Source organism: Tessaracoccus lacteus, from assembly GCF_029917005.1.
Taxonomy (GTDB): Bacteria; Actinomycetota; Actinomycetes; order Propionibacteriales; family Propionibacteriaceae; genus Arachnia; species Arachnia lactea.
In genome coordinates this window covers 1,274,404-1,299,777 of sequence record NZ_CP123967.1, presented here as the reverse complement: position 1 = coordinate 1,299,777, position 25,374 = coordinate 1,274,404, and the positions used below count along the sequence as shown (strand labels likewise).

21 protein-coding genes and 1 pseudogene are annotated in these 25,374 nt (G+C 69.8%); 9 read left to right on the top strand and 13 right to left on the bottom strand.

All coding sequences use genetic code 11. The features are described 5' to 3' along the window. Positions 1–21 precede the first annotated feature (21 nt). The 6 genes from QH948_RS05835 to QH948_RS05810 form a co-directional block, all read right to left on the bottom strand. Positions 22–1,359 carry a citrate synthase gene (locus QH948_RS05835; protein WP_281145911.1) on the bottom strand — a complete coding sequence of 446 codons (1,338 nt, stop codon included), beginning with the start codon at positions 1,357–1,359 and terminating at the stop codon, positions 22–24. A gap of 108 nt (positions 1,360–1,467) precedes the next feature. Next, positions 1,468–2,631, bottom strand: a complete 1,164-nt coding sequence (gene dusB / locus QH948_RS05830; protein WP_438874124.1) for a tRNA dihydrouridine synthase DusB — start codon at positions 2,629–2,631, stop codon at positions 1,468–1,470. A 578-nt stretch (positions 2,632–3,209) separates the two neighbouring features. Next, positions 3,210–4,016, bottom strand: a complete 807-nt coding sequence (locus tag QH948_RS05825) for an ABC transporter ATP-binding protein (protein ID WP_281145909.1) — start codon at positions 4,014–4,016, stop codon at positions 3,210–3,212. After that, positions 4,013–5,041: a FecCD family ABC transporter permease gene (locus QH948_RS05820; protein ID WP_281145908.1), complete on the bottom strand. Its 1,029-nt coding sequence runs from the start codon at positions 5,039–5,041 to the stop codon at positions 4,013–4,015. Before QH948_RS05820 ends, QH948_RS05825 begins: the two co-directional genes overlap by 4 nt. Then, complete coding sequence (locus tag QH948_RS05815) at positions 5,038–6,009, bottom strand: FecCD family ABC transporter permease (RefSeq protein WP_281145907.1); 972 nt, start codon at positions 6,007–6,009, stop codon at positions 5,038–5,040. The genes QH948_RS05820 and QH948_RS05815 overlap by 4 nt, the downstream gene beginning before the upstream one ends. Positions 6,010–6,082: 73 nt before the next feature. Further along, complete coding sequence (locus tag QH948_RS05810; RefSeq protein ID WP_281145906.1) at positions 6,083–7,129, bottom strand: iron-siderophore ABC transporter substrate-binding protein; 1,047 nt, start codon at positions 7,127–7,129, stop codon at positions 6,083–6,085. Positions 7,130–7,276: 147 nt separating this feature from the next. Here QH948_RS05810 and QH948_RS05805 point away from each other — a divergent pair, with 147 nt between their 5' ends. Beyond that, positions 7,277–7,966, top strand: coding sequence for a GNAT family N-acetyltransferase (locus QH948_RS05805; RefSeq protein ID WP_281145905.1), 690 nt, complete (start codon positions 7,277–7,279; stop codon positions 7,964–7,966). A 21-nt stretch (positions 7,967–7,987) separates the two neighbouring features. On the opposite strand, the gene QH948_RS05800 is transcribed toward QH948_RS05805, so the two are convergent. Both QH948_RS05800 and QH948_RS05795 read right to left on the bottom strand, forming a co-directional pair. After that, positions 7,988–10,120, bottom strand: a complete 2,133-nt coding sequence (locus tag QH948_RS05800) for an alpha-galactosidase (protein WP_281145904.1) — start codon at positions 10,118–10,120, stop codon at positions 7,988–7,990. An 18-nt stretch (positions 10,121–10,138) separates the two neighbouring features. After that, positions 10,139–10,438 (bottom strand): antibiotic biosynthesis monooxygenase family protein, encoded by a 300-nt coding sequence (locus tag QH948_RS05795; RefSeq protein ID WP_219080093.1) that lies wholly within the window; start codon positions 10,436–10,438, stop codon positions 10,139–10,141. Positions 10,439–10,521: 83 nt separating this feature from the next. Between QH948_RS05795 and QH948_RS05790 the strand changes: the two genes are divergently transcribed. The 5 genes and pseudogenes from QH948_RS05790 to QH948_RS14145 form a co-directional block, all read left to right on the top strand. After that, positions 10,522–11,472, top strand: a complete 951-nt coding sequence (locus QH948_RS05790) for a metal ABC transporter substrate-binding protein (RefSeq protein ID WP_281145903.1) — start codon at positions 10,522–10,524, stop codon at positions 11,470–11,472. Continuing rightward, the gene (locus tag QH948_RS05785) at positions 11,459–12,214 is read left to right on the top strand and encodes a metal ABC transporter ATP-binding protein (RefSeq protein ID WP_281145902.1); all 756 of its coding nucleotides are present in this window, start codon (positions 11,459–11,461) and stop codon (positions 12,212–12,214) included. Before QH948_RS05790 ends, QH948_RS05785 begins: the two co-directional genes overlap by 14 nt. Next, positions 12,211–13,197 (top strand): metal ABC transporter permease, encoded by a 987-nt coding sequence (locus QH948_RS05780; RefSeq protein ID WP_348634946.1) that lies wholly within the window; start codon positions 12,211–12,213, stop codon positions 13,195–13,197. The genes QH948_RS05785 and QH948_RS05780 overlap by 4 nt, the downstream gene beginning before the upstream one ends. Beyond that, positions 13,184–13,600 carry a Fur family transcriptional regulator gene (locus tag QH948_RS05775; protein ID WP_281145901.1) on the top strand — a complete coding sequence of 139 codons (417 nt, stop codon included), beginning with the start codon at positions 13,184–13,186 and terminating at the stop codon, positions 13,598–13,600. Before QH948_RS05780 ends, QH948_RS05775 begins: the two co-directional genes overlap by 14 nt. Further along, positions 13,564–13,896: pseudogene (locus QH948_RS14145) on the top strand (hypothetical protein); the annotation flags it as partial. The gene QH948_RS05775 and the pseudogene QH948_RS14145, both read left to right, overlap by 37 nt. A 38-nt stretch (positions 13,897–13,934) precedes the next feature. Here QH948_RS14145 and QH948_RS05770 read toward each other — a convergent pair. Together QH948_RS05770 and recO are read right to left on the bottom strand one after the other, a co-directional pair. Beyond that, complete coding sequence (locus QH948_RS05770; RefSeq protein ID WP_281145900.1) at positions 13,935–14,738, bottom strand: Cof-type HAD-IIB family hydrolase; 804 nt, start codon at positions 14,736–14,738, stop codon at positions 13,935–13,937. 10 nt (positions 14,739–14,748) lie between these two features. After that, positions 14,749–15,468: a DNA repair protein RecO gene (gene recO / locus QH948_RS05765; protein ID WP_281145899.1), complete on the bottom strand. Its 720-nt coding sequence runs from the start codon at positions 15,466–15,468 to the stop codon at positions 14,749–14,751. A 21-nt stretch (positions 15,469–15,489) separates the two neighbouring features. On the opposite strand from recO, the gene QH948_RS05760 reads away from it, so the two are divergent. After that, positions 15,490–16,263 (top strand): isoprenyl transferase, encoded by a 774-nt coding sequence (locus QH948_RS05760; protein WP_281146145.1) that lies wholly within the window; start codon positions 15,490–15,492, stop codon positions 16,261–16,263. A gap of 309 nt (positions 16,264–16,572) precedes the next feature. Next, positions 16,573–17,973, top strand: coding sequence for an HNH endonuclease signature motif containing protein (locus QH948_RS05755; RefSeq protein WP_281145898.1), 1,401 nt, complete (start codon positions 16,573–16,575; stop codon positions 17,971–17,973). Between the two features lie 611 nt (positions 17,974–18,584). On the opposite strand, the gene QH948_RS05750 is transcribed toward QH948_RS05755, so the two are convergent. Next, entirely contained in the window at positions 18,585–21,119 is a 2,535-nt protein-coding gene (locus QH948_RS05750) for a DEAD/DEAH box helicase (protein ID WP_281145897.1), read from the bottom strand. 306 nt (positions 21,120–21,425) lie between these two features. Continuing rightward, positions 21,426–22,193, bottom strand: a complete 768-nt coding sequence (locus QH948_RS05745) for a C40 family peptidase (protein WP_281145896.1) — start codon at positions 22,191–22,193, stop codon at positions 21,426–21,428. Between the two features lie 137 nt (positions 22,194–22,330). Between QH948_RS05745 and QH948_RS05740 the strand changes: the two genes are divergently transcribed. After that, positions 22,331–23,122: a transglutaminase-like domain-containing protein gene (locus tag QH948_RS05740; protein WP_281145895.1), complete on the top strand. Its 792-nt coding sequence runs from the start codon at positions 22,331–22,333 to the stop codon at positions 23,120–23,122. A 30-nt stretch (positions 23,123–23,152) separates the two neighbouring features. Here the strand turns inward: QH948_RS05740 and leuA are convergent, their stop codons facing one another. Beyond that, positions 23,153–24,898 carry a 2-isopropylmalate synthase gene (gene leuA, locus QH948_RS05735; RefSeq protein ID WP_281145894.1) on the bottom strand — a complete coding sequence of 582 codons (1,746 nt, stop codon included), beginning with the start codon at positions 24,896–24,898 and terminating at the stop codon, positions 23,153–23,155. Positions 24,899–25,374 lie beyond the last annotated feature (476 nt).

The window sequence follows — 25,374 nt, the reverse complement described above, 5'->3', positions numbered from 1 at the left end:
CGCGCGGCAACAGGTTGTCGTTCATCCCCTCAAACGTAGACCACGCCAACGGCGGAAGCGCGTAGGCGGAACCGCCGGCCGCTCGCCCTGCGGGATCCACTCCGACAGCGGCTCCCCTGTGTAGATCTGCCGGGGCCGGTAGATCCGCTGACCCGGGTTGTCGTGGACCTCCTTCCAGTGCGCGATCCAGCCCGGCGTGCGGCCGATCCCGAACAGCACCGTGAACATATCCTTCGGGATGCCGATGGCGCGCAGGATGATGCCGGAATAGAAGTCGACGTTCGGGTAGAGGCGGCGCGAGGTGAAGTAGTCGTCAGCGAGCGCGATCTGCTCGACCTCACGGGCGATGTCCAGCAGCGGATCGGTCACGTGCATCGAGTCGAGCAGCGAGTCCGCGGCCTCCTTGAGGATCTTCGCCCGTGGGTCGAAGTTGCGGTAGACGCGGTGTCCGAAGCCCATCAGCTTGACGTCGGATGACTTGTCCTTGACCTTCGCGACGTACTCCGCGGCCGTCAGGTCGCCCTCCTGGATCCGCTCCAGCATCTCGATGACGGCCATGTTGGCGCCGCCGTGCAGGCGACCCCACAGGGCGTTGACGCCGGCGGACACGGACGCGAACAGGTTCGCCTTCGACGAGGCCACCATCCGGACGGTCGACGTCGAGCAGTTCTGCTCGTGGTCCCCGTGCAGGACAAGGAACATGTTGAGCGCGTGGGCGACCTCGGGCGTCGCCTCGTAGTCGCGGTACGGGACCGAGAACATCATGTGCAGGAAGTTCTCGGCGTAGGGCAGGTCGTAGCGCGGGTAGGTGACCGGCTGCCCCAGGTGCGACTTGTAGGACGCCGCCGCGATCGTGCGCGTCTTGGCGAGCAGGCTGGCCGCCGCCCGACGGAACCCTGCCTCGTCGTCGAACTCCTGGTGCGGCTCGTAGCTCTGCAGCGCGTTGATCATCGACGAGAGAATGCTCATTGGGTGCGCGTTGACGGGGAAGCCGTCGAAGTGCTTGCGCATGTCGCGGTGCAGCGACGAGTTCTCCGTCAGCAGGTCGCGGAACTCGTCGCGCTGTTCCTTGTCCGGCAGCGAGCCGAAGATCAGCAGCTCGGCGGTCTCGATGAAGCTCGAGCGGGCGGCCAGGTCCTCGATGGGCACGCCGCGGTACCGCAGGATGCCCTTCTCACCGTCGATGAAGGTGATCGCCGACTCGCACGAGCCGGTGTTGCCGTAGCCGTCGTCGAGCGTGATGAGCCCGGTCGTGGCGCGCAGCGAGCTGATGTCGATCCCCCGCTCACCCTCGGTTCCGGTCACGACGGGCAGGACGTGCTCGACCCCGTCGACGACTAGAGTCACAGATTCGGTCATTGGGGATTACCTCCGATCGAAAGGCCACCCACAAGGAGCAACCGCGTTTCGGGGAATCTACTCCGACCACCTGTGACGTTGCTGAGACGGGTCGGATAACGGGAATCCTCAGCCTCCCGAGACGCCGACCTCCGCGTCGCTCAGGTCGAGGTCGCAACCCGAGGTGTCGTCGTACCAGCCGTGCGGCAGGACGACCTTGCCGCGCGGCGAGCCCTGCCGGCCGCGTGGGGTCCCGAGCTCCGCGACGGGGAACTGCGCGTCGGCGTCGAGCTGGTCGACGAGCCCGCGTAGCTCGCCCAGGGAGGAGACCATGGCGAACGACCGACGCAGCTCGCCGACGGGGTAGCCCTTGAAGTACCAGGCCATGTGCTTGCGGAGGTCCGTCAGCCCGTGCCGCTCGCCCTGGTGCTCGGCAAGCAGTTCCGCGTGGCGGATGATCATCCGGCCGACCTCGCCGAGCGTCGGGCGGATCCGCTGACCCTCCCCGCGGAAGGCGGCCGCCAGGTCGCCGAACAGCCAGGGGCGGCCGAGGCAGCCTCGGCCGATGACGACGCCGTCGCAGCCGGTCTCCTCCATCATGGTCAGCGCGTCCTCGGCCTCCCAGATGTCGCCGTTGCCGAGCACCGGGATGCCGACCGCCTGCTTGAGTTCCGCGATCCGGGCCCAGTCGGCCTCCCCCGAGTACGCCTGCGCGACGGTGCGGCCGTGCAGGGTGATCGCCGCCGCGCCCTCCTCCTCGGCGATGCGGCCCGCGTCGAGGAATGTGGTGTGGGCGTCGTCGATGCCGATGCGGGTCTTGACGGTGACGGGCACGCCGAACTCGTCGGCAGCGGCGACCGTCTCACGGACGATGGCGCGCAGCCGGTCCCGCTTGTAGGGCAGCACTCCCCCGCCGCCCTTCCTGGTGACCTTCGGCACAGGGCAGCCGAAGTTGAGGTCGATGTGGTCGACGGCGAAGTCTCGGGCGAGGATGCGGGCGGCCTCGGCCATGATCGGGGCGTCGACGCCGTAGAGCTGCACCGAGCGGGTGGTCTCGCCGTCGTCGAAGCGCACCATGTCGCGCGACTTCGGATCACCGACGACCAGCCCACGCGACGTGATCATCTCGCACACGTACAGCCCGGCGCCCTGCTCGCGGCACAGCTGCCGGTATGCGGCGTTCGTCACACCCGCCATGGGCGCGAGCACCACCGGCAGCTCGACGACGACGGCGTCGCGCCGGCTCGGCGCGTGCAGGCGCAGCGGGGCGAAGGTGGTGTCGGTCACGGTCAACGCGGGCTCCTCTGGGTAGCAGGGCGACGTGACAGTCTACGTCGCGGGTGAGGCGTGGCGAGAATCGTCGTCGGGGTGGAACCCTTCGCTCCGCTCAGGGCCCTTCGACAAGCTCAGGGAACCGGGACAGGCTCAGGGAACCGGGACAGGCTCAGGGAACCGGACGGGTCGCCGAGCATGTCGAGGTGCCTCGAGCGCAGCGAGAGGAAACCCCCGAGTGATCCCCTTCGCTCCGCTCAGGGCCCTTCGACAAGCATGTGCTGAGCTCGTCGAAGTGCTCAGGGAACCGGGACAGGCTCAGGGAACCGGGACAGGTCCAGGGAACCTGACGGGTCGCCGAGCCTGTCGAGGTGCCTCGAGCGCAGCGAGAGGAAACCCCCGAGTGATCCCCTTCGCTCCGCTCAGGGCCCTTCGACAAGCATGTGCTGAGCTCGTCGAAGTGCTCAGGGAACCGGGACAGGCTCAGGGAACCGGACGGGTCGCCGAGCCTGTCGAGGTGCCTCGAGCGCAGCGAGAGGAGTCGCCGGGCCTGTGGAGGTGCCTCGAGCGCAGCGAGAGGAGTCGCCGAGCGGAGAGTTTCAGCCGACCGGGCGGTGGCGGCGGCTGTAGGGAGCGACCATCGGGGTGCCGCTCACGGGGTCCGAGAGGACCTCGGAGTCGATGCCGAAGACCTCCTTCACCAGAGCCGCGTCGACGATGTCGACGGGGGCGCCCTGCGCCACGATCCGGCCGTCCTTCATCGCGATCAGATGCTCGGCGTAGCGGCAGGCCAGCGCCAGTTCGTGGAGCACCATCACGACGGTGGTGCCGCGACGCTCGTTCAGGTCGACCAGGAGGTCCAGCACGTCGATCTGGTGCGAGATGTCCAGGTAGGTGGTCGGCTCATCGAGCAGCAGCAGATCGGTGTCCTGTGCCAGCGCCATGGCGATCCAGACGCGCTGGCGCTGGCCGCCGGACAGCTCGTCCACACTGCGCTCGGCCAGGTCGATCACCCCGGCGGAGGCCATCGCCTCGTCGACGATCTCGTCGTCGTTCGCCGTGCCTCGCCGCAGCCAGCCCTGGTGCGGGTAGCGGCCACGGGAGACGAGGTCGGCCACCGTGATCGAGTCGGGCGCGATGGGCGACTGCGGCAGGAGGCCCAACAGTGTGGCGACCCGGGAGGTCGGCATGGTGTGGATGTCGTGGCCGTCGAGCAGCACCTTCCCGGAGGTAGGCGCCAGCAGGCGCGCCAGGCCCCTCAGCAGCGTGGACTTGCCGCACGCGTTGGCGCCCACGATGACGGTGAGGCGGCCGGGGGGCACGTCGAGGTCGAGCCCGTCGACGACGGTGCGCTGGTCGTAGCCGAGGCTGACACTCTCGGCGCTCAGCTGGTGCGACGTGGTCACGATCGGCCTCCCGGGCGGTTGATGTCGTTCCTGGCGAGCAGCCAGGCGAGGTACGGGGCGCCGAGGGCGCCGGTCACGACGCCTACCGGCAGGTTGACGCCCGAGACGGCGTACTGGGCGATGAGGTCCGCGCCGATGACGAGCGCGGCGCCGACGGCGGTGGCCGCGGCGGGCGACGCTGACGCGTGGCCGACCAGGCGGCGCGCGATCTGGGGCGCCATCAGCGCGACGAACCCGACGGGGCCCGCCGCCCCGACCGCGACCGAGGCCAGCACTACGGCGGTGAGCATCACCAGGATGCGGGTGCGCTCGACCCGGAACCCGAGCCCTGCGGCGGTCGCGTCGCCGAGCTCGAGCGCGCGCAGTCCCCTGGCCTGCAGCGCGAGCGCGACCAGCGCCAGGATGCCGACCACGGCGGTGACGGTCACGACCGGCCACCCCGCCCCGTTCAGCGAGCCGACCAGCCAGGTGTAGGCCACGGCCGCTTCGCGGCTGTCGACCGTGGTGATCAGATAACTGGTGAACGCCGTGGCGACGGCCGCGACGCCGATGCCGACCAGCACCAGGCGCATCCCGACGAGCCCGCGGTTCCAGGTCAGGCCGGCCACGATCGCGGCCCCGACGACGCCGCCGACGGCGACCAGCAGGGTGAGCGGCAGCCCGGAGAGGCCGAGCAGCAGCACGCCGACAACGCCCGCGGTGCCCGCCGTCGACGTGACGCCGATGATGTCCGGGCTGGCGAGCGGGTTGCGCAGCACCGCCTGGAACACGGCGCCGGAGGCGCCGAGGCAGCCGCCGACGAGCGCGGCGGCCAGCGCCCGTGGGAGGCGGTTCTGCAGCACGACGAAGTTGGTGATCCGGTCGCCGCGTCCGGTGAGCGCCTCGAGCACCTCGGTCGGGGAGAGCCCCGCCTGGCCGAGCATCAGCGCGACGACGAACAGAGCGAAGGCCAGAGTCGTCATGCACAGGCCGACGGTCATGGTGCGGCGGCGGAGGTTCCGCCGCCAGGTCGCGGTGACGCTCACAGGCCGGCCGCCCTTCCCCGTCGGATCAATGCGATGAACACCGGGGCGCCGACGACGGCCACGACGATGCCCACCTGCAGCTCGCTCGGTCGGGCGACGATCCGCGCGGCGACGTCGGCGAACAACAGGATCGCGGCGGCCGCGGGCGCGCTGTAGGGCAGGATCCAGCGGTAGTCAGGCCCCGTGAAGCGGCGCACGGCGTGCGGGACGACCAGCGCGAGGAAGCTGATGGGGCCGGCGACGGCGGTGGCGGTTCCGACGAGCACCACGAGGATCGCGCCGACCAGCAGCCGGGTGCGGCCGACGTTCAGGCCGAGACCTGCCGCGGTGTCGTCGCCAAGCGCGAGCAGGTTGAGGGGCCGGCCGAGGAACAGCGCGGCGACAACCCCGACGATGAGGAACGGCGCGATCGGTCCGAGCACGTCGAAACCGCGGCCGGCGAGCGCACCGACCTGCCAGAAGCGCATGGTGTCGAGCGCCTCGGCGCGCGCGATCAGGAGCCCGGAGACGAGCGAGGTGGTGGCGGCGCCGATCGCGGCGCCGGCGAGCGTCAGCTTGACGGGCGTGGCGCCGTCCCGACCGCGCGAGGCGATGAACCACACGAGCGCGGAGGCGATGCAGGCGCCGGCGAAGGCGAACCACAGGTAGCCCGCGGGATTCGTGACGCCGAAGGCAACGATGCCCACCACCACGGCGAGCGCCGCGCCGGGAGAGATGCCGAGCAGGCCCGGGTCGGCGATGGGGTTGCGGGTCAGGCCCTGTGCGACGGCCCCCGCGAGTCCCAGAGCGGCCCCTACGGCGATGCCGACCACCGTCCTTGGCAGCCGCTTGTCGATGATGGCGATGTGCTCAGGGTCGGCCGCATCGTAGGCGACGATCGCCCGCCACACGCTCTCGAGCGAGATGTCGGCGCTGCCGACGGCGAGGCTGAGGAACGACGCGGCCACCAGCGCGACGATCAGGACCACCGCCCCCGGGGCGCGCCGGTTCGTGGACCGGCCCCGGTCGAGCCCCGGGGCCGGTCTGCTGGAGGTGCTGGTGCTACTTGACACGCTCAGCGGCCGCGGCGAGCTGCGGCACGTACTGGTCGAGCATCCACGGGATGGACAGGACGGTCGGGGCGCTGGAGGCCATCACGAAGGACTCGCCCACGATCGGGGCGAAGCGCTCCTCCTTGACCTGCGGCATGGCCGCGACCAGCGGGTCGGCGACGAACGCGTCGGCCTCGTCCTGGCTACCGAAGTAGGCCACGAGCACGTCGGACTCCACCTTCTGCAGGTTCTCGAACGAGACGGGGAAGAAGTACGAGTCGTCCTCCTTCGGGTCGAGCTCGTCGACCGAGGGTGCGACGGTCATGCCGAGCTGGGCGAGCAGCTGCACGCGCGGGTCGGTGTCGCGGAAGATGTTGAGCACCTCGGGCTGGTTGTTCGCGGCGTAGACGAACGTCTTGCCGGCGAGCACCGGGTTGTCGGCGGCAAGCTTGGCGACGGCATCATCGGTCTGCTGCACGAGAGCGGCGGCCTCGTCCTCCAGCCCGAGGGCCTGGCCGACGAGCGTCGTCTGGTCCTGCCAGGTGGTGGCCCACATCTGGTCGGGGTAGGCGACGACCGGAGCGATCTGGCTGAGCGAGTCGAACTGCTCCTGCGTCAGGCCGGAGTAGGGCGCGAGGATGACGTCGGGCTTGACGGCCACGAACTCCTCGACGTCCGGCTCCCCGTTCTCGGTGCCGGTCAGCAGGGTCGGAGTCTCACCGCCCAGCTCGGTGATCTTGTCGGCGTCCCAGGGCAGGACGCCGTCCTCGTTGCCGCCGTAGGTGTTGGCGGGCATCGCGACGGGCACGACGCCGAGCGCGAGCACGGCATCCTGCGCGGACCAGCCCCAGGTCGCGACGCGCTCGGGCTTGGACTCGATCACCGCGTCTCCGAGGGCGGAGGTGATGGTGACGGGGAATGCGTCGTCGGCGGCGGACGAGGAGGTCGAGGCGGCATCGGTCGTCGCGTCGCTGCTGGAACCGCAACCGGTCAGCGCGAGGGCGGCGACCAGCACCGACGAGACGCCGAGGGCTGCTCGCTTGGCGATGGCATGCATGGGGGGAACCTTTCGGAGGCGGCCTTTGTCAGGGCCGCGGGCCGGTCTGGAATAAAGCAAGGACAATATAGAGCTAAACCGGGGCGGACACTCAGTCGCCACAGCGACGGCGGGATAGGGCAGCATTGCCTTCATGAGGAACCCCCGATGAGCACGCACCTGACCGCCGTCTCCGACCCGGACGAACTGGCGCGCATCTACAGCGAGCTGCTGGAGCCCAGCTTCCCCGCCGACGAGCTAGGTTCGCTGGAGGCGCTCCAGGCCGACCTCGGTGATCCCGGCTCGCTGGTCCTGACTCTGCGGGACGACGAGGGCCTGGACCTGGCCGTGTCGATCGCCTTCCACGACGCCGGCGCGGGAGTACTGCTGCTCGCCTATCTGGCGGTCCGGCCGGGCACGCGCGGCGGCGGGTACGGCAACGCGCTGATGGCGGGTTCTCTCCAGCGGTGGGACGAGATCTTCTCCCCGGATTTCGTGATCGGCGAGGTCGAGCGGCCGGGCGATCGCGCCGACGTGGTCGAGGAACACGGCGACCCGGAAGCCAGGCTGCGGTTCTACCGCCGCTTCGGTGCGCGGCGCGTCGTCGCCCCGTTCTTCCAGCCCGGGATCGCGCCGGCACGCCACCGCATCCCGATGTACCTCATGCTGCTGCACATCTCCCCCTCCGCGAGGGTGGGCGAGGAGGTCGACGGGCACCTCAGCGTCTCGGCGCCGCCGCTGCGGGCATTCATCGCCGACTACATCGCGGCCACCGAAGAGCGCCCGCCCACCGACCCCGAGGCCGTCGAGCTGCTGGACGCCCTGGGAGGCGACACTGTGGACACCGTTCCCCTCTGACCAGCGGGCCTGCCACCCGGCTCAGAGGCGCTCCAGCTCGAACAGGACGGCCGACTCGGGCAGCATCATCGGTGCGCGCACGCCGACGGTGCCGAGCAGTCTGCCCGGCAGCACGACGGGCTGCGCCTCCCACGCGGGGCGCAGCTGCGGCGGCACCGGCTGCCGATCGATGACGGTCAGCCGGTAGTCCGCGTCACTGTCGAGGCCGGGGAACCGCACAAGGCCGAGGTTGGCGCCAGGCGTGGCGGACAGCTGAGCCAGCGAGAAGATCGCCTTGTCATTCGTGACGACGCCCTTGAACCAGGTGCCGGGATCCGGGGTGTCGACGCGGATCTGCCGACCGCCGAGCAGCACTGACCGGTTGGCCTTGTACCAGTCGATCCACCAGCCCAGCTCGGCCAGCTCGTCCTCGGTGGCCTGCGCGAGGTCCCACTCGATGCCCAGGTGCCCGAACACGGCGGTGACGGCACGGAAGGTGAGGTCATGCCAGCGCCCCGTCGTGTGCGAACGTCCCGAGGCGATGTGGCTGCCCTGGAACTCCGGCGGGATCAGCTGGCCGGTCCACGGCAGCATCCGCTGCCGCTCGGCCGGGTCGATGATGTCGGAGACCCACACCCGCTCGGTCCGCTTGAGGACCTCGAGGTCGACACGGGCGCCACCGGAGCTGCACGACTCGAACTCCACGCCCGGATGCCGTCGGCGCAGCTCGTCGAGCAGCCGGTAGAAGGCGGCGGTCTGCGCGTGCACGCCGGGCCGGCCGTCCGGCCCGCTGCCGGCGTCGACCAGGTCGCGGTTGTGGTCCCACTTCACGTAGTCGATGCGGTACTCGGCGAGCACGGCGTCCACCTGGCCGAGGACGTGTGCGAAGGCGCCCTCGTCGGCGAGGTTGAGCACCTGCTGGAAGCGGGACTCCACCGGCAGCCGGCCGGCGGGCTGCAGCACCCACTCTGGATGCGCCCGGGCGACGTCGGAGTCGAGGTTGACCATCTCGGGCTCGAACCAGAGCCCAAACTGCATGCCGAGGTCCTTGACCTGATCGACCAAGGGGTGGAGGCCGTCGGGCCACGCCTGGGGGGAGACGACCCAGTCGCCCAGGCCGGCGCGCTCGTGGCGGCGGCCACCGAACCAGCCGTCGTCGAGCACGAACCGTTCGACGCCCACCCTCGCCGCGCGGCGGGCGAGGTCGACGAGACGGTCGGCGTCGTGGTCGAAGTAGACGGCCTCCCAGACGTTGAGCGTCACCGGGCGGTCGGCCGACGGGGCGTGCGGCTGGGCGCGGAGGAAGCCGTGGAAGCGATCGGCGACCGCGTCGAGGCCATGCCCGTGGCCGAAGTACAGCCAGGGGGTCGTGTAGCTCTCCCCCGTCGCCAGCCTGGCCTCCCCAGGCAGCAGCAGCTCGCCGCCGGAGATGAGTTGGGTGCCGTAGAGGTCGCGCTCGACCTGGTGGATGTGGTTGCCGCTCCACGCCGTGTGGACGCACCAGACCTCGCCCGCGCCGAACCCGAAGCCCGCCTCCCCGATGTGCAGGACATAGGCGGCGTCGGCGCCGGTGCGGCCGTGTCGCCCCTCCCTGCGGTGGGCGCCCGTGCCGAGTGTCGTGCGCTGCGGGAACCGCTCGACGCCCCAGCGCCCGGCGAAGTCGAGGACCTCGGTGGCGCGGGTCGGCACCGGCAGCGCCAGCGTGATCTCGTCGAGGGTGAACGCCCCCTCCCCGCGGTTGGTGACCGCGGCCCGCGCCGCGACCAGGCCCTGCGGCGTCAGCTGCACCGTGATCGTCAGCTCGAGACCGGGCGCGACGGCGTGGAAGTCGACGCTGGCGGCGCCGAGTGAGGCGAAGGCGGGGGCTGGCGCCCCGTCGACCGTGACGGCGTTCACCCGCCAGTCGGGCGTCCAGTCGCGGCCGTCGCGCGAGCCGATCAGCCCGGGCCGCACCGTGATGCCGCGCCTGGCCTCCGGCAGGACCGCGTAGCGCACGGGGCTGTCCGGCGCGCTGGGCGCGACGGTGGCGCGGGTCGCCGCCGACAGCTCGGTGAGCTGGGTCTCAGAGACGGGGCCGAGGTGGTCTCCCCAGTGCAGCACTTCGGGGAGGTCTCCCCCCGTCGTCTCCAGGGCGATGCTGACCCCGGCGGCGGAAAGGACGAGGCGGGTGTCCACGATGACTCCTCAGTCGTATCAGGTGTTGCGGGGCTGGTTCTCGCCGACCTCGTCGGGCGGCAGGTAGGCGCTCGGCTCGTCGACGGCGCGGCTGAGCAGTGGGGTCAGCAGCATCTTCGCGTCGTACCCGTTGAAGGAGCGGCGGTAGGCGCCGACGGACGCCCAGCGGCCGACAATGGCCCACAGACCCGGCTCGTCGAGGTTCTGCACGAGGTCCATGCTGACGCAGCCGGGACGGGCCGACCACCAGTCGACGACGGGCTGAGCCTCGTCTCGGAACCCGTCGCCCTGGTCGCGGAAGCGGCTGATGGCGAGCATGGTCACGACACTAGCGGACGATCTCCGGTGGTCACACGCCCTCGGCTTTGACAGCAACCCTCCACCAGTTGATAATGGTTCTCATGGACCTGAAGCCCGCACTTGCCGCCGCCGCAGCGCTCAGCCTCGCGGCCTGTGGCTCGACCGCTGCCACCAGCTCGACCGACGCCGAGGACAACGGCCCCGACGTGGTCGTCGCCTTCTATCCGCTGGAGTGGGCGAGCACCCAGGTGATGGGCGACATCGGGTCGGTCTCGACGCTGACGGCGCCGGGCGTCGAGCCGCACGACCTGGAGCTCACGCCGAAACAGGTCGCATCCCTGGCCGACGCCGACCTGGTCATCTACCTCTCCGACTTTCAGAGCGCCGTCGACGACGCCATCGAGCAGTCCGGCGCGACCAACGTGCTGGACGTCGCCCAGTACGTCGATCTGCTGACCCCTGTCGAGGACCACGACCACGAGGCGGACGAGCACGAAGAGGAGGCCACCGAGGACGAGCACGACCACGGCGACTTCGACCCGCACTTCTGGCAGGACCCGACCCGGATGCAGAAGGTCGTCGCGGCGATCTCCGACGCGCTCGCCGAGGTCGATGCCGGCAATGCGGGGACCTTCAGCGCCAACGCAGACGCCGCGACCGCGGAGCTGAGCAGGATCGACGACGAGTTCACCACGGGCCTGCAGAACTGTGCGATCAACGAGTTCATCACCACGCACGAGGCCTTCGGCTACCTCGCCGACCGCTACGACCTCACCCAGATCGGCATCTCGGGCATCAGCCCAGACGAGGAGCCCTCGCCGGCCCGCATCGCCGCCATCCAGGAGGAGGCGACGGAGCACAACATCACCACGATCTTCTTCGAGACCCTCAGCTCCGACGCAGTCGCCTCGTCGATCGCGAGCGACCTCGGCCTGAAGACCGCTGTGCTCGACCCCCTCGAGGGCGTCACGGAAAAGTCGCCCGGCACTGACTACCCTTCAATCATGCGCGCAAACCTCGAAGCACTACGGACGGCCAATGGCTGCAGCTGACCTCGTCCACGCCGAGGGCGTCTACGTCTCCCTCGGCGGGATGCCCATCCTCCGCGACGTCCACGTCGACGTCGCGGCCGGTGAGGCCGTCGCCCTGATCGGCGGCAACGGATCCGGCAAGTCGACACTCATCCGCGCCGTGCTGGGGCTCATCCCGCACCAGGAGGGCGTCGTCGAGCTCTTCGGCGAGCGGCTGCCAGGGTTCCACGACTGGCGGCGCGTGGGCTACGTGCCACAGCTGTCGACGGTGAACGTGGCGGGCGCGACCGTGCGCGAGATCGCGTCGGCCGGGCGGCTGGCACACCGCAGGCCCTTCCAGTGGTTGTCCGCCGCCGACCGGGCTGCCAGGGACCACGCCCTCGAACAGGTCGGGCTGGCCGACCGCGCGAAGTGGCCGTTCAGCGCGCTGTCCGGAGGCCAGAAGCAGCGGGTGCTGATCGCCCGCGCACTGGCCGCCGAGCCCGAGCTGCTCGTGATGGACGAACCGCTGGCCGGCGTCGACCTGCACAGCCAGGCCGGGCTGGCGGAGCTGCTGCGTGGCTTCCGAGACGCGGGGCTCGGCCTGCTCGTCGTGTTGCACGAACGCGGCGCCATGGCCCAGGTCCTCGACCGCACGGTCACGCTGTGCGACGGACGCGTCGTGACAGACGAGAACCACCCCGTCGATACCGAACGCGACCACCCGGCCCCCGAGCCGTCGCTGATCGGACTCTCCGACCCCATCGCAGGAGCGGCATCATGATCGAGATCCTCTCCCTGCCGTTCATGCAGCGCGCGGTCATCGCCGCCGTGCTGAGCGGCCTCATCGCGCCCGCCATCGGCACCTTCATCGTCCAGAAGCGCATGAGCCTGCTGGGCGACGGGCTCGGCCATGTGGCGATCGCGGGCGTCGGCCTGGCGCTGATGACGGGCTGGGCGACCATGCCCGTCGCCGTCGTCGTCTGCGTCGTCGGGGCGGTGGCCGTCGAACTGCTGCGCCAGCACGGCAAGGCGACCGGAGACCTCGGCCTGGCCATCCTGTTCTACGGCGGCCTCGCCTCCGGCGTGCTGATGGCCGGCATCGCCGGGCAGGGCGCCGGCGGACTGTCGTCGTACCTGTTCGGCTCGCTCACCTCGGTCAGCGAGACCGACATCGTGCTGATCGCCGTGCTCGGCGTCGTGATCCTCGTCACGTGCATCGGGCTGGCCCCCCGGCTGTTCGCCGTGTGCGTCGACGAGGACTTCGCCCGGGTGCTCGGCATCCGCGTCAAGGTCATCAACCTGCTCGTGGTCGTGCTGGCCGCCATCAGCATCACGGCGGCGATGCGGACCGTCGGCCTGCTGCTGATCAGTGCCCTGATGGTCATCCCCGTCGCCGCCGCCCAGCAGCTGTTCGTCGGCTTCTACCACGCCTTCTTCGGGTCGATGGTCGTCGGCGTCCTTGCGGCCCTCGGCGGCACCGTCGGCTCCTACTACCTGGACACCGCCACCGGCGCCACCATCGTCGTGACCTCCATCGTGCTGCTCGGCATAGCCTGGCTGCTCGGCGGGCGGATCCGCAGGGCTCACCAGTTCATCCCGTTCGTGGAGGACCACGGAGGCCACGACCACACCCCCGCCGAGAACCACGACGACGGCCACGCGCACAAGTCCGGGGTCAAGGTGATCCAGCACGGAGACCATGTCGACTACGTCCACGACGGGCACCGGCATGCCCTCCACGGAGACCACTATGACGAGCACTAACAGCCCGGTCACCCGCCAGACCTGGCAGCGCGCCGCGGTGCGTGACCTGATGGAGGGAGCACGCGAGTTCCGCACCGCGCAGCAGGTCCACGACCAGTTGCGCGGAATCGGGGCGAAGGTGGGGCTCGCCACGGTCTACCGGGCGCTGCAGGCGATGGCCGAGGCCGGCGAGGTGGACGTGCTGCGCACCCCCGACGGCGAGGCGGCCTACCGGCGCTGTTCCGCCGGTCACCACCACCACCTCGTCTGTCGGCGCTGCGGCTTCTCGATCGAGATCAAGCCGACCGACCTGGAGGCCTGGGCGGCCACCGTCGCGCAGCAGCACGGCTTCACGCAGGTCGGCCACGAGCTCGAGATTTTCGGGCTGTGTCAGGACTGCTCCCGCCTGGCGGACGACGCCTGAGGAACCGCGGGGGACGTGCCAGGATCACCTCAGTACCCACGCCGTGCCTGGCCGCCGACGACCTGCTGACCGGTCATAACGCCAGCGCCGGGCTGCCGTTCTCGTTCCTGCGGGTGAACGACGAGGCCGTCGGCCGCGCGTCGATCTTCTCGGGTCCCAAGCCCACCGATAGGTTCGACGGAACCGTCGTCTACGCGCTAAGCGAGGCCCCGAACGGGACCGTGGCCACGCACGCCCGGGTGTTCATCCCGGGTGAGGCCGTCCCCGAGGATCCGGCGACGGGCTCGGCCGCGGCGGCGTTCGGGCTGGTCCTCGCCGACTCCGGCCTGACCGGCTACAGCAGCGTCTCGATCACGGCGGCGACGCCGTCCTCGTTGTTGGTCAGCGTCACACGGTCGGCCGCCGCGACCGCCTCCGGCTCGGCGTTGCCCATCGCGACGCCGAGGCCGGCGAAGCGCAGCATCTCGACGTCGTTGAGGTTGTCGCCGAAGGCCACGACGTCGGCCCGGTCGATGCACCATCGGTCACACAGGCGCGCCAGGGCCACTGCCTTCGTGACGCCCACCGGGCCGACCTCCAGGAACGGCGCACCGCTGGTGGTGGCGTGGAAGCCGTCGATGCCCAGGCCGCGAGCGGCAGCCAGGAGATCCGCCGGGTCGTGGTGGTCGTCACGCAGGACCAGCTTGCCCGAGGGTGCCGCCAACACCTCCTCGCGGTCGCCGATGCGCTGGGTGACCGGCCAGAGGGTCTCGAGCTCACCCGGGTCGGCCAACCCCTGGTAACCGGCCTCGGCAAAATAGAGGTCTCCCCCATCGCGCACGGACACGGCCTTCAGCGTCGGGAACAGCACCGTCATCTCGTCGACGAGTCGCTGCTGGACGTCGATCGCGACGGTCGCCTGCCAGAGCACCTGGCGGGTCTCGAGGTCAGTGATGACCGCGCCGTTGCTGCCGACGCACGGCCCCATGAGCGCGGTGCCCTGCACGATGGCGCCGATGGAGTAGGGCTGCCTGCCCGAGATCGCCAGCACCCGGATGCCCGCGTCGCGCGCCGCCTGGAAGGCTCGGCGGGTCCGCGTGGAGAGCGTGTGGTCGCTGCGGATGAGGGTCCCGTCGACGTCGGTGGCAATGAGGCGCATGGCCTCAACCCTAACGTTCGAAGAACGGGAGCGACCGGAGCGCCCTCTCCAGGTGCCAGGTGGAGTAGGCCACGACCATCCCGTCGACGCGCTGTTGCGTGGCGCGGTCGGCGGCGGTCACCGCGGCCCAGTCACCGGCGAGCAGCGCCCCGAGGTACGCGGAGTCCCCCGGGTACAGCTGGGCGGAGCCGGGGGTCCGGCACGCCGTGCATACCGCACCACCGCCCTGCGGGGAGAACCAGCGGACGTCCACGTCTCCGCAGCCCGCGCAGGCCTCCGTCGCGAGGGCATAGCCGGCGATGGCAAGTGCCCTCAGGAGATAGGAGTCGACGATGAGCGGCGCAGGCCGGTCCTCGGCGTCGAGTGCCAGCAGCGCACCGAGGAGGAGACGGTACTGCTGCAGGGAGGGGACTCCCTCCTCCGAGACGAGTCGCTCGGCCGTCTCGACGAGTACCTGGGCCGCCGTGAATCTCGAGTAGTCGGCGCCGAGGCTGCTGCTGTGCAGCGACACGGCCTGCGTCACGATGTCCAGGCCGTGTCCCTGGGCGAACTGGATGTCGATGTGCTGGAACGGCTCGAGCCGGCCACCGAACTTCGACGAGGTTCGCCGGACCCCCTTCGCGACGGCGTGCACCTTGCCGTGGGCGCGTGTCAGCAGAATGATGACGCGGTCAGCCTCACCGAACTGGTGAGTCCGCAGCACCACGGCTTCGTCACGGTAGGTGGGCACCGGAGAATTGTAGGCCGCTAGATTTGGAGCGTGCCTGAGCCTCGCCGTCGCCCCACGCCTCACCCCAGTGGCGCCACCCCGCCCGACCTGCCGAAGAAGGCGCTGCCCCGACACGTCGCGATCGTGATGGACGGCAACGGCCGCTGGGCGAAGCAGCGCGGCCTGAAGCGCACGGAGGGTCACGCGATGGGCGAGGCCTCGCTCCTCGACGTCGTCCACGGGGCCATCGAGCAGGGCATCCCGTACCTCTCGGCCTACGCCTTTTCGACGGAGAACTGGAAGCGGTCGCCGGAGGAGGTGCGCTGGCTGATGGGCTTCAACCGGGACGTGATCCACCGTCGTCGCGACGAGCTCAACGACCTCGGCGTCCGGATCCGCTGGGCCGGGCGCCGCCCGAGGCTGTGGGGGTCGGTGATCAGGGAGCTCGAGGTCGCCGAGGAGATGAGCCGGGACAACACCACGCTGACGCTGCAATTCTGCGTGAACTACGGCGGCCGGGCGGAGATCGTCGACGCGGCCCGCGAGATCGCCCGCCTGGCGAAGGCCGGCAAGCTCGACCCCGACAGGCTGACCGAGGACCGCTTCGCGAAGTTCCTCGACGAGCCGGAGATCCCCGACGTCGATCTGTTCCTCCGCAGCTCCGGTGAGCAGCGCACGTCGAACTTCCTGCTGTGGCAGTCGGCCTACGCGGAGTTCATCTTCCTCGACCGTCTATGGCCGGACTTCGACCGCCGCGACCTCTGGGCGGCCGTGGAGCAGTATGTGTCGCGCGAGCGCCGCTTCGGCACCGCCTGACCGCCCTCGTTCACCACCCGTCCCCTCCCGGCCGCTTCTGAGAATCGGGCAGTGCCCGGTTCTCCCCGGTCTCGTCACGAGAAACGCACACCGCCCCTCCGTGGCACCCCTTCAGCGCCCGGACGCTTCCTCAGCTCGGTTGCTTCCTTCCCCCAGCGCACCCCCGGCCGGTGCCGAAAATCGGGCATTGCCCGCTTCTCCCCGGTCCCGTCACGAAAAACGACCAACACCCCGCACGAGGTTTCACCCTCAGCGAACACGTCGAACATGCGAACGATTTCTGTCGGTGCCGATCTCTACCGTGAAGACATGGAACCCACGACCAGACTCACCACCGACGCGGCACTGACCGCAATCCGTGCCGCGCTGGCCGCCATCGACCACCCCCAACGCACCCACATCAGCCACCACGAACGCCTCACCCTCCTCCAGACCGCCCGCCGCGCCCAGGGACAACTCGCCGGCCTCGTGGCCATGCTCACCGGCGAAGCAGAAGCCAACCACTCAGCCGAAGCCGTCACCGGAACCCAACTCCCCACCCTGCTCGGCCAGCAGGAACACCTCGATGTCCGCGACACCCTCCGCACCGTCACCCAGGCCCGCGACATCGCCCACCACAACGACGTCGCCCGCCGCGTCATCGACGGCAACCTCTCACCCCAGCACGCCCAGGCCATCCGCCGCACCCTCGACACACTCCCCCACACCCTCAACACCCAGCAGCGCGAAAGAGCGCGAGAGTTCCTCATCGCGAAGGCCGCGAATCAGACTCCGGGCCGCCTGACCGCCTCCACCGACGACGTGCTGGCCGCCGTCGCACCCGACCTGGTCCCCACCGCCGAGGAACGCGACACCCGACTCGCCCGGCAACGCGCCGACGCTCTGGCCCGCCGCTCCTTCACCTGGGGCGAAGACACCACCCATCCCGGCTCCTGGTACTTCAAAGGCTCCCTCCCCACCCTCGAGGCCGAGCAGGTCATCCGGGCCATCACCATCCAGGTCAACCACGCCAAACGCGCCCAACGACGCCAGCACCGCCGACACGACACACCCCGCTGGGACCAACGCCAGGCCGACGCCCTCACCACCCTCACGACCGCGGCAGCACCGCCAGCCGATCCCCCACAGCCGAAGCCGCCAACCCTTCGACAGGCTCAGGGCGTTTCGACAAGCTCAACGAACCGCGGATCTGAAGGCTCCGACGCGAGCAACAGCCCGGACCCATACACACCCGCGACGCTTATCGTGACCATCGACTACACCGAACTCGCCACCCAACTCCACGCCTCCGGCCAGCTCCCCTCCGGAGCCCGCCTCCCAGCCAAAGAACTACGTCGGCTGGCCTGCGACGCCCAGATCATCCCCATCGTCCTGGGCGCGCAGTCCGAAATCCTCGACGTCGGCCGCGCACACCGCTTCGTCACCCCCGCCATCCGCCACGCCCTCAACCTCCGCGACAACGGCTGCATCTTCCCCGGCTGCCACGCCACCGCCCTCGAATGCGACGCCCACCACATCACCCCATGGTGGGCAGGCGGCAGCACATCCCTGACCAACCTCGCACTGCTCTGCCCCTACCACCACCCCAAAGTCGAACCCACCCACACCGGCCCCGCCGCCGGCACCACCTCCCCCGACGGCTGGCACATCACCCTCAACCCCCACACCGGCAGACCCACACTCGGCCGAGAACCCCCAGACACCAGCTGACCCAGCGACGCGCCCCGACACACCCCCACTCCGGAGAACGGACGACGCAGGGCCGCCCGGTTCGGGCCCTGGATGCCGCACGCACCCACCTGGAAGCGCCCGGCGCCAGGCAGCGCCGCGCCGAGACGGGCCGAGCGACTCCACGCACGCTGCCAAGCGTCGGGACGGCGCGTGGCCTCTCGGACTGCGGGCATCGGGCGGCGTCCGAGCGCAGCACATCGTGCGGCGCACAGCAGCGGGCGGCGTCGGGACGCAAGGCATCGCGCGGCGCACAGCAGCGGGCAACGGGCGGCGTCCGGACGCAAGGCATCGTGCGGCGCACAGCAGCGGGCATCGGACGGTGCGGGACGCCCGACGCAGGACCCGGCTGGACGCGCTGCCCAGGCACGGTCAGCGCAGGGCGGGTGGACAGCCAAGCAACGACTGTCGCCAGCCCCGACACCTCGGGCTCCCGCCACCCTGACCGCCGGCTGGCTGCTGGCTGCCATTGTCGCGGCCAGCCGTCCGGATCGACAGAGGTGTGGAGGCGCTGACCCGACGGCACGCCCACGGCCAGCACCGGCCCAGGCCCTGACGGCTACCGGGTCGACTGCGAAGGTGTGGGTCTGCTGTCAGCCGTCGAGGCGGCCGAAGGACGTGGTCCGGACGACAGCCGAGCCGGCAGCGTCACTCGCGGCGAGGTCGATGTCGGCGGTGATGCGCCAGTCGTGGTTACCCGCTGGGTCGTCGATGATCTGCGTCGCGGTCCAGACCTTCGGAGCCTTCGCCAGCGAGAAGAGCCCGGGACTGCGGGCGCCGCCGTCGATGCCGATGTCGTCGTGCTCGTCCCAGTAGTCGGCGAGCGCGTCGTCCCAGGCCTCGGCGTCGAACGGGACCTCCAGCGGCGGTTCGACGAGCTGGGCCGCGGACTCCTCCAGCGCTCCGAGCTGCTCCCACCTGTCGCGGGCTGCGAGCTCGACGCGGCGGAACATGGCGGTGCGGATCATTGCGGTGAACGCCCGCTCGTTGCCCGTGACGGGACGCGGGGGCGGCGGGGGCGCTCCCTGGGCGGCGAGCGCCGCGGCCTCGGCGACCTTCTCGGGGTCGGTGAGCGACTCCCACTCGTCGAGGAGCGACGAGTCGGTCTGGCGGATGGTCTCCCCCAGCCACTCGACGATGTCCTCGAATTCCTCGTTGCGGTAATCGTCCGGGACCGTGTGCCGGAGCGCCCGGTACGCGTCGGACAGGTACCTGAGCACAGTGCCCTCACTGCGCTGCAGCTTGTAGAAGCCGATGAACTGCGTGAAGTTCATCGCGTGTTCCCACATGTCACGCACCACGGACTTCGGGGACAGCGCGGTGGCGTCCACCCAGGGGTGGGCCTGCGCGTAGATGTCGACGGCGGGTTCGAGCAGATCGGCAAGTGGCTTCGGCCAGGTGATCGCCTCGAGGCGCTCCATGCGCTCCTCGTACTCGACGCCGTCGGCCTTCAGCTGCGCGACGGCTTCGCCGCGGGCCTGATGCTGCTGGGCAAGAAGGACCTGGAACGGGTCGTCGAGCACGGACTCCATGACGGAGACGACGTCGCGGGCGTAGGAGTCGCCCTCGGGGTCGAGCAGTTCCAACGCGGCCACCGCGAACGGGGCGAGCGGCTGGTTCAACGCGAAATCCTCGGCCACGTCGTCAGCCAGCCGGTAGCCGTCGTCGCCGCGAACGATGACGCCGGAGGCGACGAGACCACGGGCGAGGGACACGGCACGACGCTTCAGCGCGCGCTTCCGGTCCGGCGACTCGTGGCTCGTCTCGATGAGATTCTTGAGCGCGGAGGCCGCGTCGCCGGGTCGCTGCACGATGTTCAGAAGCGTCCCGTGGTTGACCTGCATCCGGCTGACGAGCTGTTCCGGCTCGGCGACCTTGAGCCTGTCGAATGTCTCCCCGTTCCAGTTCACGAAGCCCTCCGGCGGCTTCTTCCGCGTGACCTTCCGGCGTTTCTTCGGGTCGTCGCCGGCCTTGGCGAGCGCCCGCTCGTTCTCGATCACGTGCTCGGGCGCCTGGACCACGACGAAGCCGACGGTGTCGAAGCCCGCCCGCCCGGCCCGGCCGGCGATCTGGTGGAACTCACGCGACTTCAGGCGCCGTACCCGGTTGCCGTCGTACTTGGTCAGGCCCGTGAACAACACGGTGCGGATGGGCACGTTGATGCCGACGCCGAGCGTGTCGGTGCCGCAGATGACCTTCAGCAGGCCCGTCTGGGCGAGTTGCTCGACGAGGCGCCGGTACTTCGGCAGCATCCCGGCGTGGTGCACGCCGATGCCGCGCCGCACGAGCCCCTGCAGGGTCTTCCCGAAACCGGGTCCGAACCTGAATGCCCCGATCTCCTCGGCGAGCAGGTCCGCGTCGTGTCGGGTGATGAGGTTGACGCTGAGCAGGGACTGGGCGCGCTCCAGGGCGTCCGCCTGTGTGAAGTGAACGATGTAGATGGGTGCCTTCTGCTCGCGCACCAGCTCGAGGACCTGCTCCTGCAGCGGCCTCGTCGACCACTCGAACAGCAGGGGGACGGGACGCTCGGCGTCGTCGACGACGTTCGTGGGGCGCCCGGTGAACTCACTCAACTGCGCCGCCATCTCGGAGACGTCGCCCAACGTGGCGCTCATCAGCAGGAACTGCGCCTGAGGCAGCTCCAGCAGAGGGACCTGCCAGGCCCAGCCGCGATCGGGCTCGGAGTAGAAATGGAACTCGTCCGCGATCACGAGACCGACGTCGGCGTCGCGCCCCTCACGCAGCGCGATGTTGGCGAGGATCTCGGCCGTGCAGCAGATGATGGGCGCGTCCGCGTTGACGGAGGCATCGCCGGTGACCATGCCGACGTTGTCGGCCCCGAAGACCTGACACAGCGCGAAGAACTTCTCGCTCACCAGTGCCTTGATGGGTGCCGTGTAGAAGGAGACCCGGTCCGTGGCGAGGGCCGCGAAGTGCGCGGCCAACGCCACCATCGACTTTCCCGATCCCGTTGGCGTCGCGAGGATCAGGTTGTTTCCGCTGAACAGCTCGATCGCGGCCTCGTCCTGGTGGGGATACAGCTGGATGCCTTCGCCCTCAGCCCAGGCCGTGAAGTGCTCGTACAGGGTGTCGGCGTCACCGGCGACGCGGTCGGTGAGCTTCGGCATGGCGTTCACCCTACCTTCCGGGCGTCGACGTGCAGAGCCAGGTCTCCCGGCCCCGGCATTCGTCTCGGAGGTACCGCGGTGGCCCGCCGCCGGCGGCCGGCCTAGTCGGGCGCGCTTCCCGGGGCCCTCGACGTGTGCCTGGACTGTCTGCGGGTTGGCGCCATCATCCCCACCGCCTACCCACCTGAAGGGATTCGATGGCCGCGTCGTTGTCTCTCGCCGGCCGATCTACACTCCCTGCGGATGCGTCGGTTGGCGCCGGTCGTGTCGCGCCGACGGGAGAACTCCGGCGGGCGAGCAGCCGACTCAGCCGACCCGTCGGGCTCCGCTGTAGGGCATCCAGGAGAGCTTGGCGATCTCGACGCCGGTGCGCGAGGATCCGGCATGCACGATCTTGCCGTTGCCGATGTAGATCCCGACGTGGCTGATGGGAGCGTAGAAGAACACCAGATCTCCCGCCTGCAGATCCTTCTTGGCGACCTTCTTCCCGTTCCTGGACTGCGTCCTCGCGGAGTGGCTCAGCTTCACGCCCGCCGACTTGTAGGCGTAGCTCGTCAGCCCTGAGCAGTCGAAGGCGCTGGGGCCGGTGGCTCCGTAGCGGTACCGCTTGCCGACCTGCTTCTTCGCGACTGCCACGGCCTTCGCGGCCTTCTTCGTCAGGATCTCTACCCGGAAGCGGCCCGTCGCGGAGCTCGCGTACTTGGCCGTCTTCTTCGTCGCGACGCGCAGCGTCGCGCTGCTGCTGGTCCGCGAGATCTTGGCGCTCAGCTTGTAGGCACCCGACGAGCTGGTCTTCGTGGAAGCGACCTTGACCCACTTCTTCTTGCCGTTGAGACGCTGAAGCTCGACGACCGCGCCCTTGCGTGCCGGGGACACCTTGCCCTTGACGGTGAACTTCGTCTTGTTCGTCACCGTGGACGGCTTCGACGTCACCTTCGTCTTGCTCGACTTCGGTGCGGAGGCCGACGACTTGGCCGGCAGTGCCGGCGCGTCGGCGGACGCGGCGGGAACGAAGCCGGCTCCCAGGAGAGCTACGGCGACGAACACGGAGGCGATGGTCCTTCGCAGGTTCATGGTGTGGTCCTTTCGTCCGGCCGGGCTGGCCGTTCTTGGGGGCTGACCGCACGCTACCTTAAGTTTTCTCAGATTTGAATGCAAGTTCTTAGAATTTCGCAGGCTGTAGGGTGACGCCACCGAGACAGGAGAACCGCATGCACCGGACCGTGACCGCCCATCTTGAGATCACAGCCGCCACCGACGCGACGATCGTCCTGGAGATCGCCGCTGCCGCAGGCGGAGACGGAGCGAAGACGCTTTCCGCGACCGCTTCGGGCCACCCGCCAACGATCCGCAACATCCCGGCTCCGCACGGCGCCCGGTGGCACGTGCTGGATGTTCGGGCCGGGCAGGTAACCGTCGACTACCGGCTGGAGATCGAGGGCCTGAGCGCCCCAGCGCCCATCGACGACTACGACCTTCTCCACTATCTGCGACCGAGCCGCTACTGCGAGTCGGACCAGCTCTCCCCCACCGCGCACGCCGAGTTCTCAGGTCTGCAGGGGGCCGACCTCCTGGCGGCCGTGAGCTCATGGGTCGGCACGCGGCTGACCTACGTACCCGGCTCCTCGCTTCCCACCGATGGCGCCGTCCGCACACTGTTGGCCCGGCAGGGCGTCTGCCGAGACTACGCCCACCTGGTCGTCGCGCTGCTCCGCGCGCTCGACGTCCCGGCTCGCCTGGTGTCCGTCTACGCGCCAGGACTGGACCCCATGGACTTCCACGCCGTCGCCGAGGCCTTCGTCGACGGTCAGTGGCGGGTTGTCGACGCCACGACGCTGGCGCCGCGACAGGCGTTCCTGCGCATCGCGACCGGTCGGGACGCGGCGGACACGGCGTTCATGTCCGTGCACCACGGCATGGCGTCCCTGGACGCCATGCAGGTGACGGCCGTCGCGGATCGCCTCCCCACCGACAACGTGAATGAGCTGGTCAGCCTCGGCTGACCAGCTCATTCAGGGCGTGCAGGCGGCGGCTCAGCCGCGCTGTGCGCGGTTCAGGGCGCTCAGGATCGCCTTCTTCGAAGCGGATGTGATGCTCGGGTCGATGCCGACGCCCCACAGCACCTGGGCGTCGTCGCCCTCGCCGACCTCACACTCGACGTAGGCGATGGCGTTCGCGTCGCCGCCGGACTGGAGCGCGTGCTCCGAGTAGTCGAGCACGGTGATCCTCGCGCCCTCCCGGCTGAGCGCGTCGACGAAGGCCGACAGCGGGCCGTTGCCCTCACCCTCGACGGAGACGCCCTTGCGCGTCGGGCCGTCGACCACGGCGGCGACGTGGAACTGGCCGTTCGCCGACGTGGAGCCCTCCCTGATCAGCTTCCACGCTCCCTCGCTGAGGTACTCGTCGGTGAAGATGTCCATGATCTCCTGCGGGGACACCTCGCCGCCGCGGGCATCGGTGTGCTGCTGCACGACGCGGCTGAACTCGATCTGCAGCCGGCGCGGCAGCTCCATCTTGTACTCGGACTTCATCAGGTAGGCCATGCCGCCCTTGCCCGACTGCGAGTTCACGCGGATGACGGCCTCGTACGTGCGGCCCACGTCGTGCGGGTCGATGGGCAGGTACGGCGCCTCCCACGGCATGTCGCCGACGGTGCTGCCGGCCCTGAGCGCCTCGGCCTCCAGATGCTCGAGGCCCTTCTTGATGGCGTCCTGGTGGGAGCCGGAGAAGGCCGTGTAGACGAGGTCGCCGGCGTACGGGTGACGCGGGTGGACGGGCAGACCTGTGCAGTACTCGACGGTGCGCCGTACGGCGTCGATGTCGGAGAAGTCCAACTGCGGGTCCACGCCCTGCGTGTACAGGTTCAGCGCCAGGGTGAGGAGGTCGACGTTGCCTGTGCGCTCCCCGTGGCCGAACAGGCAGCCCTCGACGCGGTCAGCGCCGGCCATCTGCGCCAGCTCGGCGGCGGCCACGGCCGTGCCGCGGTCGTTGTGCGGGTGCAGCGACACCGCGACGTGCTCGCGGTTGTTGACGTTGCGGATGAAGTACTCGATCTGGTCGGCGTACGTGTTGGGCGTGGAACGCTCGACGGTGGCAGGCAGGTTGAAGATGATCTCGCGACCCTCGCCGGGCTGCCACACGTCGCTGACGGCATTGCAGACCTCGACGGCGAAGTCGGTGGGAGTCTGCGTGAAGATCTCCGGCGAGTACTGGTAGCCGAACTCGACGTCGCCCAGGAACTTGTCCGCGTACTTCATGACGGTCTCCGTGCCGTGCACGGCCAGCTGGACGCACTCGGCCTCGGAGATGCGGAACACGACGTCGCGGAACAGCTGTGCCGTCGCGTTGTACATGTGGATCGTGCCGCTTCGAGCCCCGATCAGCGACTCCGCCGTGCGGGAGATCAGGTCCTCACGCGCCTGCGTCAGGACCGAGATCGTGACATCCTCGGGGATCCTGTCGCCCTCGATGAGCTGGCGGACGAAGTCGAAGTCAGTCTGCGAGGCCGACGGGAAGCCGACCTCGATCTCCTTGAACCCCAGCGAGACGAGGAGCTCGAACATGCGCATCTTGCGCGCAGGCGTCATGGGGTCGATGAGCGCCTGGTTGCCGTCGCGGAGATCGGTCGACAGCCAGCGCGGCGCCTTCTCGATGCGCTTCGTCGGCCAAGTGCGGTCCGGCACGTCGACGGGCTGGAACGGGGTGTAGCGGTGCACCGGCATCGGCGTCGGCTGCTGCGTGGGCACGGACTGCGTGCGGGTGTTGAAGGTGGTGGTCATGTCCTCGGGTTCCTCGGTGGGGTGTGGTGCCGGGCACGGGAGTTCACCGCAGCGAGGAGGCCGGCTGGTCGTTCAGGACTGGGCCCCGCTGCGGCGGCCAAGGAGGAGAAGCCTGCCACGCACGGAGCCGAGATTAACCCGGCTCGGGTGCAGAGGCAAGAGACATGGCCGGACTTCTCAGCATGGGAACGGCCGGTCCGCCTGTCCGCCTGGCCCACCGACCCTCGGGATTGTCCCGACGCCACCCTTCTCGTCAAACGCCACCCTTTCGTGCAGGCGCTACCGCTGGACACAGATGCCACCGCCATGGCGGTGGCATGTGCGAAGAAGGGTGGCGTCTGCACGTAAGGGTGGCGTCTGTGAGGTCGGGAGCGGTCGGACCTCCAGCCGGACGGCTCAGCGCCCTCGCCGAGCTCAGGCAACCGGTTCGCTGAGCTTGTCGAAGCGCCCTGAGCGCAGCGAAGGGGACAGTCCCA